A 20,305-nucleotide genomic window follows, 5' to 3' on the forward strand; every position below is an offset into this window, starting at 1 on the left:
ATTGAAGATATTAGACTGGTACATACTGAAAAGATATTTGGGAACATTTTTTACAATGATTTTGTTGTTTATCCCAATAGGAATCATTGTTGATCTTTCAGAAAAAATAGATAATATGCTGGAGCATAAAGTTCCTGTTGAAGCAGTGATTGGGTATTATCTTGATTTCATGGTGTATTTTGCCAATTTACTATTTCCATTATTTGTCTTTTTATCTGTTATCTGGTTCACTTCCAAGTTGGCTAACAAGACTGAAATCATTGCTTTTTTAAGTTCGGGAGTATCGTTTTGGCGATTTTTAAGACCGTATATGATTGGTGCAGTAATCATCTGCCTGGGTGCTCTGGCAATGGGACTGTTTTTGGCGCCTAAAGCCAGTCAGGGATTTAATGAGTTTAAATATTCCTATCTTAAAAAAGGTCGAAAAGTTCAGGAGACCAAGAATGTATACCGACAACTTAATGATAGTATCTTTTTGTATGCCAATAATTTTAAGCCTTTAGATAAATCAGCAACTAATTTTACTTTAGAATATTTCAACGGAAATGTATTGGACACCAAGATTTCTGCAAAAAAAATTACTTTCAAGGACAGCATTTATGAACTTCGGGATTTTGTAAAACGCAAAGTGTTGGAAAACGAAGATATCCTAGAAAAAGCAATCAAGAAGGATACGGTGCTTCCTTTTAATATAGATGAATTTACTCCGGTAACTTATGTGGCAGAAACTTTAAACTACACCGAGTTAAGTAAGTTTATTGAAAAAGAAAGTAAGCGGGGATCGTCAGATATCAACCGATACAAAGTTGTAGCTTACAAAAGATGGAGTATTCCCGTGTCTGCATTTATCCTGACGATTATAGGGGTGGCGGTATCCTCTATGAAAAGGCGAGGAGGTATGGGGGTTAATCTTGCTGTTGGAATTTCATTAGCTTTTATATTCATCTTTTTTGATAAGGTATTGGGTACATTGGCGAATCAATCAGATTTTCCGCCAGTTATTGCGGTTTGGTTTCCGAATATATCTTTTGGGATTTTAGCAATTTACCTACTGTATAATGCCAAACGTTAAACTTCAAAATTACTTACACCTCCATTTTATTGTATTTGTCTGGGGCTTTACGGCTATCTTGGGGGAACTAATTTCTATAGAAGCTTTACCTTTGGTTTGGTATAGAATGCTTTTGGCATCAGGATTTATTTACCTGTATATCCGTTTCAAGAAAATTGCGCTCCATATTTCAAGAAAACTTTTTTTCACCTTGTTCTTTGCAGGTATTGTAATTGCCTTGCATTGGATTACTTTTTTTGCTGCCATAAAGGTTTCTAATGTTTCTATAACATTAGCAATGTTATCAACAGGAGCTTTTTTTACATCCATTTTAGAGCCTATATTTTACAAAAGAAAAGTGATCTGGTACGAGGTCCTTTTTGGTCTTCTGGTCATTTTAGGGCTCTATATTATATTTCAGGTAGAGGGAGATTATTTTTTAGGGATTCTATATGCCTTATGTTCGGCTTTTCTATCTTCAGTGTTTTCAGTAATCAATGGAAAAGTAGCACAGCAGTATAATCCCTCAATGATTTCGTTTTATGAGTTACTAAGTGGTGTTGGGATGATTACTTTGTATTTACTGTTTCTTACGTTTTTTGGGAGCCAAACTGAAGGATTTACTATTTCCTTTTTTCAACTTTCTGTATCCGATTGGACGTATATGCTTATTCTTGCTTCTGTATGTACTGCCTATGCTTTTATTGGTTCTGTGCAGGTGATGAAATATTTGAGTCCTTATACTGTAATGCTTACCATCAATTTGGAACCTGTGTATGGAATCATGTTGGCGGTGGTGATTTTTGGAGAATCCGAAAAAATGAGCCCTCAGTTTTACTACGGTGCATTGATCATTTTGAGTACGGTAATCCTCAACGGAATCCTTAAAAATGCTAAAAAAAGAAAAAGTACTTCAACTTTAGGTAACATTACGAAGTAAAGTTTTTATATTTGTCAGCTAACCCTAGTTAACATAAATTATATTCTTGATTATGGAATATTTAGAATTTGAACTCCCCATAAAAGAGCTTGAAGAACAGTTTGAAAAAGCTTGCGCCATAGGCGAGGAAAGCGAAGTGGATGTTACTGATACTTGCAAGCAGATAGAAAAGAAACTACAAGAGACAAAAAAAGATATATACAAAAATTTAACTCCGTGGCAACGGGTGCAACTTTCAAGACACCCTTCTAGGCCATATACATTAGATTATGTAGATGCCATTTGTGGAGAGTCTTTTTTGGAACTACACGGTGATAGAACAGTAAAGGATGATAAAGCGATGATCGGCGGTTTAGGAAAAATCGGAGATCAGAGTTTTATGTTTGTTGGTCAACAAAAAGGATATAATACCAAGACCAGACAGTATCGTAACTTTGGTATGGCGAATCCAGAAGGCTACCGAAAAGCACTGCGATTGATGAAGAGTGCCGAAAAATTTAATATCCCTGTAGTGTGTTTTGTAGATACGCCAGGTGCTTATCCAGGACTGGAAGCAGAAGAAAGAGGACAAGGAGAAGCCATTGCTCGTAATATTTTAGAAATGACTCGCCTTAAAGTACCCATTATCGTTGTGATTATTGGAGAAGGAGCTAGTGGTGGAGCCTTAGGTATAGGAGTTGGAGATAAGGTGTTGATGTTGGAAAACACTTGGTATTCGGTAATTTCTCCAGAATCTTGTTCTTCAATTTTATGGCGTAGTTGGGAATTTAAGGAGCAAGCTGCAGAAGCCTTAAAGCTTACTGCTACCGACATGAAGAAACAGAAATTGATCGATGAAATTGTGAAGGAACCTTTGGGAGGTGCACATAGTGATCGAGAAAAAATATTCAAAACAGTAAGAGACAAAATTTTGTCATCATACGAAGAACTAAAAAACTTATCACCAGAAGATTTGGTCGAAAAACGTATGGACAAATATGCAAATATGGGAGTCTTTAAAGGTTAGACCCTAAAAAATCACTTATTACCTAAATCTGAAGTTTTGTACTTCAGATTTTTTTATGCTTATTAACAATAAAATTTACTTATTAACAGTTCATTTGTTGAAGAACAGTGGACATTCGTATCTTTGTAATTGGGTATATCTCTTTACAATTTTTTTACATTCGTGGTTATGGAAAAAGTACAGCAGTTGCAACAAGCTGGTTACGGAAAGGGGAACGTAATCGCACTTGAGAAAGGTAAAATCCCGCCTCAAGCCGTTGATTTAGAGGAAGTTGTGCTCGGAGCAATGATGATTGACAAAAAGGGGGTTGACGAAATAATCGATATACTAAATCCTGATGTCTTTTATCGCGAAGCGCATCAATACATATTTGAGTCTATCTATAAACTCTTCGAAAATTCGGAACCTATTGACTTATTAACGGTTTCGAGTCAGTTAAAGAAGGACGGAAGGCTCGAATTAGCAGGTGGAGACTACTATTTGATACAATTGACTCAAAAAGTTGCTTCTTCTGCACATATCGAGTTTCATGCTCGGATCATTTTGCAAAAGTATATTCAGCGTAGTCTGATCAAAATATCTAATGAGATTATCGAAGAGTCGTATGACGAAACTACCGATGTTTTTGATCTTTTGGACATGGCCGAATCCAAATTATATGAGGTTACTCAAGGAAATATAAAGCGATCAACCGAAACTGCACAAAGTTTGGTGATCCAGGCAAAAAAGAAGATACAGGAAATATCAAACAAAGAAGGTTTAAGTGGAATCCCGTCTGGTTTTGATAAGCTAGACAAACTAACTTCGGGTTGGCAGCCCAGTGATTTGATTATTGTGGCTGCCCGCCCTGGTATGGGGAAAACGGCACTTACACTTTCGATGGCTAGAAACATGGCCGTAGGACAAAATATTCCAGTAGCATTCTTTTCTCTGGAGATGTCCTCGGTACAGTTAATTACTCGATTGATATCTTCGGAAACAGGACTGTCTTCAGAAAAGTTGCGTACAGGAAAATTAGAAAAACACGAGTGGGAACAATTGAATGTAAAAGTAAAGGACTTAGAAAAAGCTCCTTTATTTATTGATGACACCCCTTCCTTATCTATTTTTGACCTTAGGGCAAAAGCGCGTCGTTTGTCTTCTCAACATGGAATACGAATGATCGTAATTGATTATTTGCAGTTAATGACAGCAGGGGGAACTGGTAAAAATGGTAACCGTGAACAAGAAATCTCTACCATTTCTCGTAACCTGAAAGCCTTGGCCAAAGAATTAGACGTTCCAGTAATCGCGCTATCCCAGCTTTCTCGTGCAGTAGAAACCAGAGGAGGGAGTAAAAGACCTCTACTTAGTGACCTTCGTGAATCGGGAGCGATCGAGCAGGATGCGGATATTGTAGCTTTTATTTATCGACCAGAATACTACAAAATTGATGAGTGGGATGACGAAGAAAGATCACCAACTCAGGGACAAGGAGAGTTTATCGTTGCCAAGCACCGTAATGGTGGACTTGAGAATATTAGGTTAAAATTCATTGGTCACTTAGGTAAATTTGATAACTTAGATGATTTTAGCACTCCTTTTGAATTTCATTCAAAGATGAATGACGAAAAAGAAGAAGATCCATTTAGCACTAGTCATTTGCCAAGTGCTGATGAAGCCTTCGGGGGGAGCATAAATGATTCTGATAATGATGATGAAGTACCGTTCTAAAAAAACAATTGTATTTGGAAAGTTAAAAAATAGTATTCTTCTCATAGTAGTTTTGCTGTGTGCAATACCGTCTTATGCATCTTATGTTTTAATACCTATGGATGCAGATGGTCAACAAAATCATTTAAAAGCTTATGGGATTACTTATTGGACATTAAGTAGAGATCTTAAGGTGAAATGGTTGTTGAATTATCGGGGAGGTTCTTTTCTTTTACCGGATACCGAAGCCATAAAAAAGGAATGCACTATTCGGGGTGTAACCTATGAAGTGTTAAGTGACAGTGAAACTGAAGATATTCTAACCGAGATTGCCAGTCCTTCGCAAAATATGGATGCTGTTGTTTTAGAAAAAGCTCCGAAAATTGCTGTATACACCCCAAAAGAAAAACAACCTTGGGATGATGCAGTAACCATGGTGCTTACCTTTGCTGAAATCCCATACAAAACCATTTATGATAGAGAAGTACTTGAGGATAATCTAATTCTATACGATTGGTTACATCTTCATCATGAAGATTTTACAGGGCAATACGGAAAATTTTATGCAACCTACAGAGCATTTCCATGGTATATAAAAGAAAAGGCTGAAGCAGAAAAACTGGCGAAGTCCCTGGGCTATGATAAAGTGTCTGAAGAAAAACTAGCGGTTGCTCTCAAAATCAGAGATTATGTTGTAGGTGGCGGTTTTATGTTTGCGATGTGCAGTGCTACCGATAGTTTTGAAATTGCGCTTTCTGCAGAAAATGTAGATATTTGCGAACCCATGTTTGATGGAGATCCTAGCGAGCCTGGCTATCAATCAAAAATTGACTATAGCAAGACATTTGCTTTTAAGAACTATACGCTAGAGCGTAGTCCTAATGTATATGAATTCTCTTCGATAGATATGACTCGTAAACGTCGTATTTCAAAAACAACAGATTATTTTACTTTGATGGATTTTTCAGCTAAATGGGACCCTATTCCCACCATGTTATGTCAGAATCATACCGCTTTGGTCAAAGGTTTTATGGGGCAAACTACAGCCTTTAATCCCAATGAAATTAAATCTAATGTGTTGATTCTAGGTGAAAATAAAACCAATGGAGAAGCCCGATATATTCATGGGATCAAAGGAAAAGGCTTCTTTACTTTTTACGGAGGGCATGATCCAGAAGATTATACACACCGGGTTGGAGATCCAAAGACAGAGCTTGAGCTACATCCCAATTCTCCGGGTTATCGCTTGATACTGAACAATGTTCTTTTTCCCGCGGCAAAAAAGAAAAAGCAAAAGACCTAAACGTTTTTTATTCATACCACATTTATTTTCACGGTTTATAGGGAAAGGTTGCTATCATACTTTTTTATAGCTTTGTTCTAGTTCATTTTAAAAATGAAATGTCTTATGGTTAAAAAAGTGCTCATGACAATCGCAATTATTTTCGTTATCCTAGTTTCTTTATTAGTCTATGGGGTGTACCGTTTCTTTAATCCTTTTGGGGGATTAGTAGATAAAGAGGTTTCGAATTCCTATTATTATACCAGAGACAAGGAGAAGATAGTTTACAGCCCCATGGGAAATTGGTTTGAACTTGGTAAAACTGAAATGGAAGTGGATATGAGTTCTTTTCAAGTGTTGGGAATAGATTATGCAAAGGATAAAGAAAATGCTTATTTCAAATCCAGGGTTATTGATTTTGGTATTGATGTGCCTTCTTTTAGAGTCCTTGAGGGCTATGTGCCTTTGGATAAAAATCATGTGTACGTGCTGGTCGATGCCTATGCCTATCTTGACGATACTAAGGAAGGTTTCAGAATATTAGAAGATGCAGATCCCGATACCTACGAACAGTTAAACTATGATTTTGCAAGAGATAAAAATGTTATCTTCAAAAATAACAAGAAATTAACCAAGATCGATCATAGATCATTTGAAATTATAAACGGAGAGTTTTGCAAGGATAAAGATGGCATATACCATTACAAGTACCAAGAACCTTTACAAAAAGTAGATAGCATTAATGATGGAGAAGTAGTTTCCCTTACACCGTATTGTATACGAGACAACCAAAATGTGTTTTTTCATTTGGGAAGTGTAAAATACGAAGACACCGATATAATTATTAGCATTCCTTTTGAAGACCCAAAAGGGATTGTGTTTTTTGAAGAAAAAGCATGGCTTAAGGTAGGGGATAAAATGTATTTTGAAGGAGAAGTTTTTAATCAGGCCGATGCCTCATCGTTTGAAGAAGTAGCTTACGGTTATGTTAAGGATGCTAATCATGTTTTTTTTCTGGGAAAAATAATTGAAGGAGCAGATCCCGAAACTTTTAAATATAATGATAGAGATTACTTTTTTTACGATAAAAATTATGTGTACGAAGGAGGGAAAAAGACAAGAAAAAGATAAAATCCGGTACCTTTTGTAAGGTTGATCGTTATTTACGACTACTTCCTCTTAAAACTAAAAGAACAATCTTACACATGAAAAAACTATCAACACTTTTACTATTAGTGTTAGTGCTGATCTCCTGTAAGCAAGAGGTTAAATCAGACCAAACAACAGTAGTATCAGAAACTCCTAAAGAAGAAGTTACACCAGACAGATCGGGTAATTTTCCAGAAGAAATTAACGCTGTTTTTGCCGCCCATGGTGGTATCAAAGCCTTCGATACTATGAATACTCTCGTATTTGAAATGGAAAAAGAAGGCGGAAACGAAAAACATACTACTGACCTTAAATCCCGACATGCACGAATCGAATCCAATAAATTCGCCTTAGGTTTTGACGGAAAAGAAGCCTGGTTAGAACAAGATTCAGCATATTTCAAAGGAAATCCAAGATTCTATCATAACCTGATGTTCTACTTTTATGCAATGCCTTTTGTTTTGGGTGACGAAGGAGTGTTCTATGAAAAAGTTGAAGATTTACAGGTAGACGGAGTATCGTATCCCGGATATAAAATTTCTTACGGAGAAGGCGTAGGAGATTCTCCAAAGGATAATTATTTCTTGTACTATGATGCCAATTCTAAGCAAATGAAGTTTTTAGGATATACGGTTACTTTCTTTAGCAAAGAAACCAGCGAAAAAATAAGCCTGATTGAGTATGCCGACTGGAGTGATGTTAATGGTCTAATACTTCCTAAAACGTTGAAGTGGAGAGATTATAAAGAAGGAGTAGTAGGAGATGTAAAAAGCGAAAGAAACTTTGTGAATGCAACTGCTAGCAAGGATAAGCCCGCAGCTAGTCTATTTCAAAAACCAAAAGAAGAAAAGCAAGAATCTCTCTAGAGAGAACGAATAGAAGAGAAAGATAAAATGTCTATTGCTAATCGCAATAGGCATTTCTTTTTTTCATATCTATCACAAACTTTTTTTGATAAAAATAACCTTTGTATTTTGAGAATATTTCATTTAAGAAGTCTTTTTTATTGTTGGAATTGCGTATTTGTCATTTTTATAAAGGTTTTGAGGTAAAGTCCTCTTTTGTGCTCAAAAGCAAACGCAAAGAATTAGCTAATTTTATGCTTTTTATTTATTTGATTTACGAAAACGATATAGTAGCTTAAAAACGCTTTCTTTATGTATAATGAGTTAAATACCAGTACAAGAATTTTAATGGGGCCAGGGCCATCAGATGCACACCCTAGAGTATTAAAGGCCATGAGTACACCTTTGATAGGACATCTGGATCCACAATTTGTAACGATTATGGATGAGGTGAAAACCATGGTACAAGATACCTTTATCACCAAGAACCATCTCACTTTTGTTGTCTCTGCTCCAGGTAGTGCCGGTATGGAAACTTGTCTGGTTAACCTTTTAGAGCCAGGGGATGATGCTATCATTTGTATCAATGGAGTTTTTGGTGGTAGAATGGCAGATATAGCAGAACGTTGTGGAGCTAATGTATACAAAATAGAAAAAGAATGGGGTACTGTGGTAACCCCAGAAGATGTAAAGAAGGCTTTGGAAAAATGTCCCAAACCAAAATTGTTGGCTTTGGTACATGCCGAAACTTCTACGGGAGCATTACAACCTCTTAAAGAAATTAGTGATCTTGTGCATAATGCAGGTGGTTTGTTGATGGTAGATGCGGTAACCTCGTATTGTGGAGTAGAGCTTAAAGTAGATGAATGGGATGTAGATGCGATTTATACGGGTACACAAAAATGCCTAAGTGCTCCTCCGGGTTTATCTCCAGTAAGTTTTTCGGATAGAGCAGTCAAGGCATTAGAAAATAGAAAAACCAAAGTGCAAAGTTGGTTTTTGGATTTGAGTTTGGTAAAAAACTATTGGGGAGGAGCCAAGCGCGCTTATCACCATACGGCACCTGTATCTTCGGTATATGCGCTTAGAGAATCGCTTAGAATTGTTCTGGAAGAAGGATTGGAAAATCGTTGGAAACGACATCAGGAGGTACATCAGGTATTGAAAAGCAAGTTAGAAGCACTTGGATTTAAATACCTGGTAGAAGAACCGTATCGATTACCAAACCTGAACTCTGTTTTCTTACCCGAGGGTAATGACGAGGGGTTAATACGATCAAAATTGTTGAATGAGTATAATATTGAAGTTGGAGGAGGACTTGGTGCTTTTGCAGGTAAGATTTGGCGAGTAGGAATTATGGGGGAAAGTTGTACCCTTAATCATGTCAATATGTTGGTAAGTGCGTTAGAAGATATGAAAGAGTTTAAAAAAGGATAAGTCGGATAGTAGAAGTGCTGATTGGGTTATATCGAATGCTTTTTGTAGTAATTCACCAATAAAGCCACTACATAACTATAGGTTTCTATACCATCTGGTTGATTGTTGGCTTTTAGATAACTATCGTAGGTGCTTTTAAAAATGGGTTCTAAAGGATTTTCATAAGATTCCCAGAACTCGTTAACCTCTCGATAGTTTTTTCTGATTCCTGGTCGCAGTTCCTCTATGAGGCAAATGGCTTTTTCCTCATTTCGTAAATAAAGATCATTGATGCAGAATTTTAGTGCAAATGTAGTTCCACTGTATTTAAAATAATCATCATCATAGTTTATTGTGGTCAAAGCGGCTAGAAAGTTAGCTTCGTTTTCTTTGGCAAAACCAATTTGATGTGCTTCTTCATGGCAGCTGGTAGTCGGAGCTTTGTAGTTTAAAATAAGTCCATTAACCTGTGCCTCGTTGGTAATGGGATTGAGATATCCACTAAACCCCATATAGGTAAGTGGAATGCTCAACAAAGAAGTTTTAATGCTTTTTGGGTTATATGCATTCAACTGTGGTAACAAGGTTTGCAATTGTTGATACGCCGGCACCGTTTTTTGAAAAATCTCATCCTTCGTATAGGGCATTGCAATGGACAAAGAGTCGTTGGGTTCTAATTTGGTATGAAATCGATTTGCATGTGTTATAAGATTTTCCGTCACCGAAATTAGTTCTTGCTCCGTGTACTGATCTTCAATGTCTATAATTTCATGAAGTGGTAACCTGTAATAGTTCATTCCCCATAATAAGTGGAAACAAGCATATACTACCGACAAAGTTGCACCAATATCTAAGAGCACTTCTTTCCAAAGTATCTTTTTTGTGAATACTTTTCGGATCAAAAAACGAATTAATAATACGATCAATACAGCATATAATACATCTCCAAAAGAGAAAGGGATCCAACCAAAAACATATCTCAACGCTTTGGAGGTATATACAAAAACTCCATTACTGTACACACTTTCTATAAGCTCAGGGAAAAAAGAAATTACTTTAATCAGTAGTATCTGGACCGGTAAGAATAAAGTAAGATAAAGTTTGGTTTTGGATTGCATTCGATAAATATATAATAGAACGATAAATCTACAACATTTAATATATCATTATGTTTAAGATTATCTTAATATAGTACATTTGCGAAAAGACAAAATACTCATGAATTCAGAAATAAGAAACTTAGAACCTAAAGTACTTTGGGATAAATTTGCAGATCTTAATGCGGTTCCCAGGCCCTCAAAAAAAGAAGAACGTGTTATTGCCTTTATGACAGCGTTTGGAGAATCTCTTGGTTTGGTTACAGAGGTCGATAAAGTTGGAAATGTACTGATCAAAAAACCAGCAACACCTGGCCTGGAAGATCGAAAAACTGTGGTGATGCAGTCGCATCTAGATATGGTACACCAAAAAAATGCGGATACGGATTTTGATTTTGATCAACAAGGCATTGAAATGTATGTAGATGGAGATTGGGTGCGTGCAAAAGGTACAACCTTGGGTGCAGACAATGGATTGGGAGTAGCTACGATTATGGCGATTCTTGAGTCCAAAGATATTGAACACCCAGCTATAGAGGCGTTGTTCACCATTGATGAAGAAACAGGAATGACTGGTGCTATGGGATTAGAAGGTGGATGGTTGAAAGGTGATATTTTGTTGAATTTGGATACCGAAGAAGATGATGAAATAGGAGTAGGATGTGCAGGAGGAATTGATGTTACTGCCCAAAGAACCTATCAGGAAGAAGATGTTGCTGAAGGTAAAATAGGGTATACTATTGCCATTACAGGACTTAATGGTGGACATTCTGGGATGGATATTCATAAAGGATTGGGTAATGCCAATAAAATTATGAACAGACTATTATTTGAAGGTTTTGAAAATTTCGGTTTGCAAGTGAGTGCTATAAAAGGAGGGAGCTTACGAAATGCAATTCCTAGAGAAAGTTTTGCTACGATTGTGGTCGATGGGATACAGGAAGAAGCTTTTGTTTTTGAAACCGAACAATTAGTTCAAACCATTCAAAAGGAACTGGCCATAACAGAACCGAATTTGAAGATCGAAATTAAAAAGACAGATCTTCCTGAAAGTGTAATGGAATTGGGAGTTCAAGAAGGAATATTGAAAGCATTGTATGCGGCGCATAATGGAGTGTACACCATGAGTGCTTCGATCACTGATTTGGTAGAGACTTCAAATAACATCGCCAAAGTTTCTATAGGAAATGGAAAGGTGGTTATCGAATGTTTAACCAGAAGTAGCGTTGAGTCTTCAAAAATTGATTTGGTGAACAAGTTAAGAGCGACTTTTGAATTAACAGGGTGCGAGGTAACCACAAGTGGAGATTATCCGGGTTGGGCACCAAATATGGATTCACCAATTTTAAAAGTTCTTGACCAATTGTATCAGGATATAAACGGAGAGAAAGCCCATGTTGCCGCTTGTCATGCCGGTTTAGAATGTGGGATATTGGGACAGAATTATCCTAATTTGGATATGATTTCTTTTGGCCCTACCATTCTGGGAGCACATTCTCCGGATGAGAGAGCGAGTATATCTTCGGTACAAAAATATTGGAAGTTTGTAAAGGAGATTCTAAGTCATATTCCTAAAAACTAAAGCATAAAAAAACATCCCGATCAATCGATCGGGATGTTTTTTTATATCACTTTTTCAATGTTTATTGCGCTGCTCCAGGAGCTTTGTCTCTAATACCTACTAACTCAAGTTCGAAAATTAAATCAGAGTTAGGTGGAATCGCACGAGCACCTCTTTCTCCATATCCTAAATGAGAAGGGATGAATAAAACGGCTTTATCTCCAATATTCATTTGTTGAGCCCCTTCTTTGAATCCAGGAATCATTTGTGCATCTGGAGAATACGGCATAGGAATCGGCGCATATCCTCTAGGATCTGCGGCTCTTCTTTCATCAAATATGCCTAATTCTTCAGCTTTTTCACGGATATTGGTGTCAAACGCCTTACCGTCTGTAAAGTATCCAGCATAATTGATGTTTACAATATCAGTAGGTTTTGGTTTTTGACCATTTTCTTCTTTGTGAACAAATAAAATTTCTAAACCACTATCTAACTTTGTTGCTTTTTCTTTTAAAGTCTCGAAGTTGGCGGCAATTTCTTTAGCTTTTGCTTCTGCTTTTCGCTCTTTTTCCTCTTCTTCTTCTTTGATTTGTTGTAGCTTGTCTGTGAATATATCTGCTGCTTTGAAATTTTTAGCTTCTTTTCCTTTTCTAAGAATATTCACCTCTAGCATTTTAATTTCACTTTTTGGCTTATCTCTTTGTCCGGTTTCTGCTACTCCAATGCTATCGATTACATCTTGCCCCACAACTACTTCACCAAAAACAGTATGTCTTCCGTTTAACCAAGGCGTATCCTTTAGGGTAATAAAAAACTGACTGCCATTAGTGTTTGGTCCAGAGTTGGCCATCGATAAAATTCCTTTTGATTTGTGAGTAAGAGAATCTACGATTTCATCCGGGAATTTATAACCTGGATCTCCAGATCCTGTACCAAGAGGATCTCCTCCCTGAATCATAAAATCTTTGATGACACGGTGAAAAACTACACCATTATAGAATTGTTTTCCTAGGTAAGAACTATCTACCATAGTATTAGTTCCTTCGGCTAGAGAAACAAAATTTGCTACGGTTAGCGGAGTTGCATCATAGTATAGTTTAGCAACGGCGGTACCTTGGTTGGTAACGATTTCGGCATAGACTCCTTCAGGTAATTCAGGATATTTTTCTTTGCAGCCCACTAAAGTAATAGCAATAATAGCTAAGAATAAGAGATTTAATTTTTTCATTTTTAGGTTTAATTAATTTTCTGTTGTTGATTCTTTTGTGATTTTATGTAAAGTTACCTCACTCATTAACGGAATATTTGTCCCAATCTTATGATTGTCTCCATAATATCCATACGCTTGATACGAAGGGAATAAAAAAGTAACTACTTCTCCTTCCTTCATTAATTTCAATCCTTCCCGCAATCCGAGGAAAAGTTCTTCTTTATCAATGTAATAAGTTACTGTGTCTAGTTCGGTCTTCGAATAAATGAGGTTTCCGTTTAAGTCTTTGATGTCGTAATTGAAATTTACGATATCCCCAAATTTTGGAGTTTTTTTGGATACTGTGTCTTTCTTGTTGTAGTAATACCAAAAGCCACCTTCAGAAGTGATATATTCATTCAGCGTGTCATTATCCATAATTTTTTTGATAAGACCTTCTTCTTTTGCAGCAAGTTGCTTGTTTCTTGTAATCGATTCAGAAATAAATGAACCTGATTTTACACTCACAGGTCTACGAGCTTCCTGAGTTTTACAAGAGGAAAATACTATCAAAAAGCCAAAGATATATAGTACTAATTTCATGGATTCAGGAGGTTTTTATATGACGGTAAGATACTAATAAATTTCTCAACAGTTTCTGATAAAGAAAGATTACTTTTTCCTCCTGCGGCGTTGTGGTGCCCTCCACCTTCAAAATGATCTCTAGAGAATTCGTTGACCGAAAAATCTCCTTTTGAACGCAAAGAAATCTTAATGATTCCCTCGGTTTTATTCTCTATAAAAATAGCCGCAAATTTTACCCGTTCAATAGACAAGCCTATGTTAACGAACCCTTCCGTATCTCCTTTTTTGAAATTGTGTTGATCCAACTCTGCTTGCGAAAGTGAAATATAAGCGGTATTATATTCGGATAATACCTTGAGGTTTTTAAGAGCTACGCCTTTTAATTGCAATCTTGACAAGGTATTCGTATCGTAAATGTTTTCATGTATAGCGGTATTATTAGCGCCCCGATCTATCAAATCGGCAACAACTTTGTGCGTAACGCTTGTCGTAGATCGGAATCGGAAAGATCCAGTATCGGTCATTATACCTACATAAATACAAGTGGCCAGTTCTGGAGTGATTTTATCCAGGTCATCCAGTTTTTGAATGAAGTGATACACCATCTGGCATGTAGAACTCATCGTAACATCGCTATATACAAATTGCGCATAGTCATCTGGTTGTTGGTGATGATCGATCATTACAAATATGGCTTCAGCAGAGGATAAGCTCTCTTGCATTTCGCCACTTCTAGATAGGTGATTGTAATCGAGAGTGAAAATCATTTCTGCTTCTCTTATCTTTGTTTGTACGGTTTCGGTATCGCAATTGTATTTTAAGATGTTTTCTTCTCCAGGAACCCACTTCAAAAAGTCCGGGTATTCATTGGGCATGATTACGGTGCTGTTATGACCCAAAGAGGAAAGATAATGATGTAAACCCAAAGAAGAACCTATTGCATCACCGTCAGGGTTTTTATGTGCGGTGATTACAATGTTTTTTGGGGTGCTTAAAAGCTGTTTTATTTCTTGAATATTCATAGATCAGCGAATATACGATAAATAATATTTTGGTAATATTAGATCAATTAATTTTGTAGGAATTCTTAAAATGAAGTAATGAAAAAACTGGGTTTAACGATCTTTTTGTTCGCAATAACTATCCAATTTGGTATTGGGCAGCATAAAGAGTTGGATAGTCAAGCTGATTTTGTGATTGCATTTGGTAGCTGTAACAAACAGAATAATCCACAGCCTTTTTGGGAAGGAATTCTAAAACAAAATCCTAATGTATTCATTTGGGGAGGTGATAACGTCTATGCGGATTCTGATGATATGAGCAAAATCAAAAGCGATTATGCTATACAGAACTCAAACAAAGGGTATCAAAAATTAAAAAAATCGGTACCCATTATGGGAACTTGGGATGATCATGATTTTGGTAAAAATGATGCTGGCGTAGAATGGGAGAAAAAGAAAGAGAGTCAACAATTGTTTTTAGATTTCTTTGGTGTGCCTAAAAATGATCCAAGAAGATCACAAGAAGGGGTTTACACTTCAGAAGTGATTGAAATAGAAAAAGGAAGTATAAAGGTAATTACTTTGGATACACGTTATTTCAGATCTCCTTTACAAAGAGACTTTTCTGAAGAAAGACGTTATATGCCCTATGATAATGATGAGGGAACAGTTCTGGGAGAAAAACAATGGCAATGGCTAGAACAAGAACTTGAGAATAACTTTTCTGATTTTTTGGTGATTGTAAGTAGTATTCAGTTTTTATCATGGGAGCATGGATTTGAAACATGGGGAAACTTTCCTCACGAAGTAAAAAAACTTAAGGATTTACTAGTTAAAAAAGGAGTAAGAAATGCGATCATTTTGAGTGGAGACCGTCATATCTCAGAGTTTTCTATGGCCAATATCGAAGGGTTAAAATATCCATTGATTGATTTTACTTCTAGTGGGCTTACGCATTCGTATTCCAATTATACAGGAGAGCCTAATCAATATCGGGTAGGAAGAGTCATTTCTTCAACCAGCTACGGAGTGTTAAAATTTGATCTGGACGCTTATACGGTTACTATGCAGATGGTAGGGGATAATAATATTGTTTTACAGGAATATAAAAAGCAATATCCCAAAGATTAGATTTTGAACGTAGAGACCTAAGAACGATACTTTCTTATAATAATTCTTGTTTTTGAAGCTTTTATAGCTACTTTTGCACAAAAATTTAAAAACCGGATTTTTCCGTTAATTAATGTAAACCTGCTTCTACTTTCAGAAGTTGACAATAAAAAAATATACAATGGCAACAAACAGAACTTTTACAATGCTAAAACCGGATGCGGTAAGAAAAGGATATATCGGAGCGATCCTTGAACAAATTACAGCATCAGGATTTAGAATTGTGGCTATGAAATTGACTCAGCTTACTACCAATGATGCAAAAGAATTTTATGCGGTGCATAAAGAGCGTCCTTTCTATGGAGAGTTAGTAGAATATATGACAAGTGGTCCTATTGTAGCAGCTATTTTAGAAAAGGAAAATGCTGTAGAGGATTTTAGAACTTTAATCGGAGCTACTAATCCTGAAGAAGCTGCAGAAGGAACTATTCGTAAAAAATATGCGACATCGATAAGCGAAAACGCTGTACACGGAAGTGATAGTGATGAAAACGCTGCTATAGAAGGTGCTTTCCATTTTTCTGGAAGAGAGCAATTCTAAACGATATACTAGAATAAAAAAGGCTGTCCTACGACAGCCTTTTTTTGTTGTTATACTTTTTCTTTTACTTGTTTGGGCATACCGTCTTTATGTAATAGAATGCCTACCGTTTTCATTCTAAAATAGGCTTCAGACATGTAGAGATATCCATTGTGAACTCCTTGTTGGCCCCAAGAGTTTTTGATCTTATAATAGACTTTACCTTTTTTATCGACTCCTTTTCCTACAATGTGCATCAGATGATCATCTGTAGTATTGTAGTTTTCGAATTCTTTTTGACGAGATTCAGGAGTTACAACCTCTTCTTTACTATATTTTTTAAAAGCATCTTTCTTTTCCTCTTCCTTACTCAAAATGGCTAATCCACTTTTTTGAGAAAACCCTACTTCGCTTACATCTCCATCCCAAGCCACGGTGTATCCTTCTTTTAGGGCATGATCTACTACTTGTTGTAATTCATCTAGTGGAATGTTGTAATATACCCCGTTTGAAAAGTTATCCGGGATTTCCAATATAAAACTACTATACACTGGATGATGTGTAAAAGAAGTCAGGGTGATATAGTTCTTGGTGTCGATGCCTAATTCCTTGGCAAATTCCTGAGGAGTATATGTTTTGTTATTATAAGTGAAAGATGTTGGCTTTTCTCCCAGGTAGATGTCCAACATAGCTTCATAACTTTTCCACCATTTATCTGATAAAATTTGATTTTCTACAGCATTATCAACCATATTGGTAAGTAGCTGAATTAATTCGCTGTGATCGTGACGATCCGCTTTAGCAGAGGTAAATCCTGTATAGGTTGGATTAGGTACTATCCCATATTTCTGAATAGAATTCATAACATCGTGTGCCAGCGCTCCTTGACTAAATTGTGCCTTACCCTGTCGTAAGATATAGTTTCTGGCTTTATCCAGATAGGTATTTCGTACCTGATATAACTCTGATAGATTGTGCATCCCTTTGCCTAATCGAGCCACTTCAGATTCAATAAAAGAAGTAGTAGAAAAACTCCAGCAAGTACCCGTTTTTCCTTGACTTATTACTGGATTGCACTCATACGAGACTTGATCTGTTATGGTGTAATCTGGATGTATTTCTTGTGCGTACCCAACAAGAGAGAGTGTAAGGCATGCAATAAATGCGAAACGTTTCATTGTATTGTGATTTGTGAGTGAGTAATGTACAAGAAATTCTGTAATTATAAAATTGAAATGTGTTAATTACCAGAAGACTCTAAAGCTAAGATTAGGAGTAATACCCAAAGAAACTACATCTGCACTAATAAACTGATTATTTAGCGAGTTTGTAGTTCTGATTTCTCTATTCAATAAATTCTCTCTGTCGTAGAGGTTAAGTACAGATAATCCTAATCTGTATTTTACCGAAGAGTTAGCTTTTAATTTAAAATCATAGATTGCCGAAAAGTCTAACCTATGATATATCGGTAGGGTATTACTGTTGATTTCTCCAAACTCTAAAACCACAATATCTCCTGAGTCATCAACCCCAGATATGTTGGTAAAGGCTTTACCTGTATGCCAGAGCCAACCTAAAGAAAACTGAAAGTTTTTGATTTTATAAAATTGAGACCATTTTACGGTGTGCTCGATATTCCAATTGCCCGGAAAAAACTCATTGTTATTTACATCATCAAATCGGTTACGCGTATTTATAAAGGAATAACTCACCCAGGTTTTGTAGTTTCTAAACCTTTTTTTGATGAAAATATCCATTCCAAATACTCTGCTTTCTCCATTATGGTAGGTATTATCTACCGGATTAATAAAACCGGCGGTAAGCGAGGTAATGTTGTCAATTTGTTTGTAGTACCCATCAACATCTATGTACCATCTGTTTTTTCGAAAACTAGAACCAAGAGTGAACTGATAACTAGTCACTACAGGAAATTCATCATTGTCAGATAAGGTCCATACTTGATTTTCCAGAGATAAATTGCTTACCACAGATTCTTGGATCTGACTAGCAGCTTGACTCCTGTACTCTGCGCTAGTGTTGATGGTCCAGTGTTTACTTAAATATTTTTGCACAAACACTCGGGGTTCAATAAATGATTCATCTAATTCTGCATATTGATTAAAACGCAACCCTGCAGATATGAAAATGTTCTTAGGGTCCTCGTATTTATATTCAGAATAGAAAGAATGAGTGTTTAAGAAACGATCATCTTCATCCAAAATCAGTTCGTAACTAGGGGTAGAGGTGACAAAAGCAAATCGGATATCGTTGTTAGAAAATTGATAGCCTGCCGATAGACTCTGATATTCTGTAAACTTATAATCCAAATTGAATTGCCCTCCAAAATCCCGAATACTATTTTTCTTGCTTTCGATTTCAGTGATAGCTCCAAGATCTCTGGTAATGAATTGATAATTTAATAGGTATCTGGTATAGTATCCATTCACATCTAGGAAGAGATGATCTCCATACTGGCTTTTCCAGCGAATGTTATATCCCTCATTTTCGGTTACCAAATCATCACTTAGAGATTCTACACCATCACTTCTTCTAAAATCGAGGTCATTTTTATTGTAAATAGTGTTGATCTCGATATGTTGGTTTTTTGAAGGCTGAATAATAAGATTAGCATTGTAATCGGCATAGAAAAAATCATTGTCTTCTTCATCCAAAGGTGTGGTTTCTGCAATTTGAGTATTCTGAAACACCCGATCCGAAAGTTGATTATAGGTAAAGGTTTCTAAAACATCGGTATATGATCTTCTTCCGGAAATTTGGAGAGATATTTTGTCTTTTACGATTGGAGTGGTAATGATGGCATCTGCATTGATCATGTTGATCCCAGCACCACCAGAGAACCGATCGGCTACTTTATTTTCAGAACTGATATCGATAACACCGGCAATTCGATCCCCATATTTTGCACTCACCCCACTTTTTGAGAAATTTACTTCTTTGGCGACGTAAGGATTGAAAGCAGATAACATACCAAAAAAATGTCCTTGGTTGTAGGTTTTTATACCGTTCCAAAGAATAAGGTTTTGGTGGGGTGTGCTTCCTCTTACAAATAAACCTGAAGCCGTTTCGTTGGGATTATTTACTCCAGGGGTAAGCTGTACGGTTTGAAGTATGTCTGGTTCTGTTCTACCGGGGAGTACCTCTACATTGTTGAGGTCAATATTAATGACTTTTTTGTTTTGAGTAATTCCTTTGGCCAGATATTCCTGGATCAGTACTTCTTCTAGCTCTTCCTCTTTCGCCCGACTCAAATATATATGGATACAATCTCCATCGATAAAAGAAGCTGTTTTTAGCACTGTTTGCCTAAAACCGGGTGCACTGATAAGGGTAACAGAATTGAATGGAATTTCGGGATGCTCAAAATAACCATTTTCATCAGTAGTTGTATTGAGTCGCAGCGCTTTGAAGAAAACTCCAATGTTTTTTAAGGGTTTTTGTTCTTCGTCAAAAACATATCCACAAATGCTAAGATTGTCTTTTTTGCCATAGGATCTGATGGTGACAAAATTGGCTCCAGTCTTTTCAAATTTTAATTGGGATTGTTTGCTGATTTCTTGTAATACTTGATCCAAAGATGTGGTAGAAGTAATATCAAGAGATACCTCTTTGTTGGCGATCAAATTATCGATAAAAGAGAATTTTACCTGATAATGTTCTTCTATTATGGGAAGTGCTTCAGATAGGGGAGTGCTTTTTAAAGCAGCAGTAGTTGTTCTTTCTTGAGAAAAAACAGAGATATTCCACAAAAAAATACATACACACAAAAATCTAATCATGCTT

The 20,305-nt window shown here is 36.4% G+C and carries 17 protein-coding genes; 11 read left to right on the forward strand and 6 right to left on the reverse strand.

Going from position 1 to position 20,305, the window contains the following annotated elements:
* Position 1 precedes the first annotated feature (1 nt).
* The 8 genes from ACXAGJ_RS19235 to ACXAGJ_RS19270 all read left to right on the forward strand — a co-directional run bounded on the left by ACXAGJ_RS19235 (position 2) and on the right by ACXAGJ_RS19270 (position 9,402).
* Entirely contained in the window at positions 2-1,072 is a 1,071-nt protein-coding gene (locus ACXAGJ_RS19235) for an LptF/LptG family permease (RefSeq protein ID WP_474842083.1), read from the forward strand.
* Entirely contained in the window at positions 1,059-1,991 is a 933-nt protein-coding gene (locus ACXAGJ_RS19240; protein ID WP_474842085.1) for a DMT family transporter, read from the forward strand. The genes ACXAGJ_RS19235 and ACXAGJ_RS19240 overlap by 14 nt, the downstream gene beginning before the upstream one ends.
* Before the next feature lie 52 nt (positions 1,992-2,043).
* Positions 2,044-2,997 carry an acetyl-CoA carboxylase carboxyltransferase subunit alpha gene (locus ACXAGJ_RS19245; protein WP_473285973.1) on the forward strand — a complete coding sequence of 318 codons (954 nt, stop codon included), beginning with the start codon at positions 2,044-2,046 and terminating at the stop codon, positions 2,995-2,997.
* A 168-nt stretch (positions 2,998-3,165) separates the two neighbouring features.
* Positions 3,166-4,710, forward strand: a complete 1,545-nt coding sequence (gene dnaB / locus ACXAGJ_RS19250) for a replicative DNA helicase (RefSeq protein WP_473285974.1) — start codon at positions 3,166-3,168, stop codon at positions 4,708-4,710.
* A gap of 97 nt (positions 4,711-4,807) precedes the next feature.
* Positions 4,808-5,992 carry an asparagine synthetase B gene (locus tag ACXAGJ_RS19255; protein WP_474842088.1) on the forward strand — a complete coding sequence of 395 codons (1,185 nt, stop codon included), beginning with the start codon at positions 4,808-4,810 and terminating at the stop codon, positions 5,990-5,992.
* Between the two features lie 123 nt (positions 5,993-6,115).
* On the forward strand, positions 6,116-7,102 hold the full coding sequence (locus tag ACXAGJ_RS19260) for a DKNYY domain-containing protein (RefSeq protein ID WP_474842090.1): 987 nt from the start codon (positions 6,116-6,118) through the stop codon (positions 7,100-7,102).
* Between the two features lie 74 nt (positions 7,103-7,176).
* Complete coding sequence (locus ACXAGJ_RS19265; RefSeq protein ID WP_474842092.1) at positions 7,177-7,986, forward strand: DUF6503 family protein; 810 nt, start codon at positions 7,177-7,179, stop codon at positions 7,984-7,986.
* 291 nt (positions 7,987-8,277) lie between these two features.
* Positions 8,278-9,402: a pyridoxal-phosphate-dependent aminotransferase family protein gene (locus tag ACXAGJ_RS19270; protein WP_474842093.1), complete on the forward strand. Its 1,125-nt coding sequence runs from the start codon at positions 8,278-8,280 to the stop codon at positions 9,400-9,402.
* Positions 9,403-9,428: 26 nt separating this feature from the next.
* On the opposite strand, the gene ACXAGJ_RS19275 is transcribed toward ACXAGJ_RS19270, so the two are convergent.
* Positions 9,429-10,499, reverse strand: a complete 1,071-nt coding sequence (locus ACXAGJ_RS19275; protein WP_474842095.1) for a DUF3810 domain-containing protein — start codon at positions 10,497-10,499, stop codon at positions 9,429-9,431.
* Positions 10,500-10,599: 100 nt separating this feature from the next.
* Between ACXAGJ_RS19275 and ACXAGJ_RS19280 the strand changes: the two genes are divergently transcribed.
* Positions 10,600-12,060, forward strand: coding sequence for an aminoacyl-histidine dipeptidase (locus ACXAGJ_RS19280; RefSeq protein WP_474842097.1), 1,461 nt, complete (start codon positions 10,600-10,602; stop codon positions 12,058-12,060).
* A gap of 61 nt (positions 12,061-12,121) precedes the next feature.
* On the opposite strand, the gene ACXAGJ_RS19285 is transcribed toward ACXAGJ_RS19280, so the two are convergent.
* The 3 genes from ACXAGJ_RS19285 to ACXAGJ_RS19295 are packed head-to-tail and all read right to left on the reverse strand — an operon-like array spanning position 12,122 to position 14,835.
* Positions 12,122-13,267 (reverse strand): peptidylprolyl isomerase, encoded by a 1,146-nt coding sequence (locus ACXAGJ_RS19285; protein ID WP_474842098.1) that lies wholly within the window; start codon positions 13,265-13,267, stop codon positions 12,122-12,124.
* 12 nt (positions 13,268-13,279) lie between these two features.
* Positions 13,280-13,831, reverse strand: coding sequence for a gliding motility-associated peptidyl-prolyl isomerase GldI (gene gldI, locus ACXAGJ_RS19290; protein WP_473285981.1), 552 nt, complete (start codon positions 13,829-13,831; stop codon positions 13,280-13,282).
* Entirely contained in the window at positions 13,828-14,835 is a 1,008-nt protein-coding gene (locus ACXAGJ_RS19295; RefSeq protein WP_474842100.1) for a DHH family phosphoesterase, read from the reverse strand. The genes gldI and ACXAGJ_RS19295 overlap by 4 nt, the downstream gene beginning before the upstream one ends.
* Positions 14,836-14,913: 78 nt before the next feature.
* On the opposite strand from ACXAGJ_RS19295, the gene ACXAGJ_RS19300 reads away from it, so the two are divergent.
* Both ACXAGJ_RS19300 and ACXAGJ_RS19305 read left to right on the forward strand, forming a co-directional pair.
* Complete coding sequence (locus ACXAGJ_RS19300) at positions 14,914-15,945, forward strand: alkaline phosphatase D family protein (protein ID WP_474842102.1); 1,032 nt, start codon at positions 14,914-14,916, stop codon at positions 15,943-15,945.
* 160 nt (positions 15,946-16,105) lie between these two features.
* Positions 16,106-16,525, forward strand: a complete 420-nt coding sequence (locus ACXAGJ_RS19305; protein ID WP_073315106.1) for a nucleoside-diphosphate kinase — start codon at positions 16,106-16,108, stop codon at positions 16,523-16,525.
* A gap of 50 nt (positions 16,526-16,575) precedes the next feature.
* On the opposite strand, the gene ACXAGJ_RS19310 is transcribed toward ACXAGJ_RS19305, so the two are convergent.
* Together ACXAGJ_RS19310 and ACXAGJ_RS19315 are read right to left on the reverse strand one after the other, a co-directional pair.
* A complete protein-coding gene (locus tag ACXAGJ_RS19310; protein ID WP_474842104.1) occupies positions 16,576-17,682 on the reverse strand; it encodes a C1 family peptidase in 1,107 nt (368 codons plus the stop codon).
* Positions 17,683-17,748: 66 nt separating this feature from the next.
* Positions 17,749-20,301 carry a TonB-dependent receptor domain-containing protein gene (locus tag ACXAGJ_RS19315; RefSeq protein WP_474842106.1) on the reverse strand — a complete coding sequence of 851 codons (2,553 nt, stop codon included), beginning with the start codon at positions 20,299-20,301 and terminating at the stop codon, positions 17,749-17,751.
* Positions 20,302-20,305: the final 4 nt, after the last annotated feature.

The sequence above is a fragment of the Aquimarina sp. AWH4_224 genome (assembly GCF_056160245.1).

Bases quoted from the DNA above. Each gene is read 5' to 3' on its own strand.
- ACXAGJ_RS19295 (WP_474842100.1), bottom strand. From the start codon at position 14,835: ATGAATATTCAAGAAATAAAACAGCTTTTAAGCACCCCAAAAAACATT.
- ACXAGJ_RS19260 (WP_474842090.1), top strand. From the start codon at position 6,116: ATGACAATCGCAATTATTTTCGTTATCCTAGTTTCTTTATTAGTCTAT.
- ACXAGJ_RS19270 (WP_474842093.1), top strand. From the start codon at position 8,278: ATGTATAATGAGTTAAATACCAGTACAAGAATTTTAATGGGGCCAGGG.
- gldI (WP_473285981.1), bottom strand. From the start codon at position 13,831: ATGAAATTAGTACTATATATCTTTGGCTTTTTGATAGTATTTTCCTCT.
- ACXAGJ_RS19275 (WP_474842095.1), bottom strand. From the start codon at position 10,499: ATGCAATCCAAAACCAAACTTTATCTTACTTTATTCTTACCGGTCCAG.
- ACXAGJ_RS19265 (WP_474842092.1), top strand. From the start codon at position 7,177: ATGAAAAAACTATCAACACTTTTACTATTAGTGTTAGTGCTGATCTCC.
- dnaB (WP_473285974.1), top strand. From the start codon at position 3,166: ATGGAAAAAGTACAGCAGTTGCAACAAGCTGGTTACGGAAAGGGGAAC.
- ACXAGJ_RS19245 (WP_473285973.1), top strand. From the start codon at position 2,044: ATGGAATATTTAGAATTTGAACTCCCCATAAAAGAGCTTGAAGAACAG.
- ACXAGJ_RS19285 (WP_474842098.1), bottom strand. From the start codon at position 13,267: ATGAAAAAATTAAATCTCTTATTCTTAGCTATTATTGCTATTACTTTA.
- ACXAGJ_RS19305 (WP_073315106.1), top strand. From the start codon at position 16,106: ATGGCAACAAACAGAACTTTTACAATGCTAAAACCGGATGCGGTAAGA.
- ACXAGJ_RS19280 (WP_474842097.1), top strand. From the start codon at position 10,600: ATGAATTCAGAAATAAGAAACTTAGAACCTAAAGTACTTTGGGATAAA.
- ACXAGJ_RS19240 (WP_474842085.1), top strand. From the start codon at position 1,059: ATGCCAAACGTTAAACTTCAAAATTACTTACACCTCCATTTTATTGTA.
- ACXAGJ_RS19300 (WP_474842102.1), top strand. From the start codon at position 14,914: ATGAAAAAACTGGGTTTAACGATCTTTTTGTTCGCAATAACTATCCAA.
- ACXAGJ_RS19255 (WP_474842088.1), top strand. From the start codon at position 4,808: ATGGATGCAGATGGTCAACAAAATCATTTAAAAGCTTATGGGATTACT.
- ACXAGJ_RS19310 (WP_474842104.1), bottom strand. From the start codon at position 17,682: ATGAAACGTTTCGCATTTATTGCATGCCTTACACTCTCTCTTGTTGGG.
- ACXAGJ_RS19315 (WP_474842106.1), bottom strand. From the start codon at position 20,301: ATGATTAGATTTTTGTGTGTATGTATTTTTTTGTGGAATATCTCTGTT.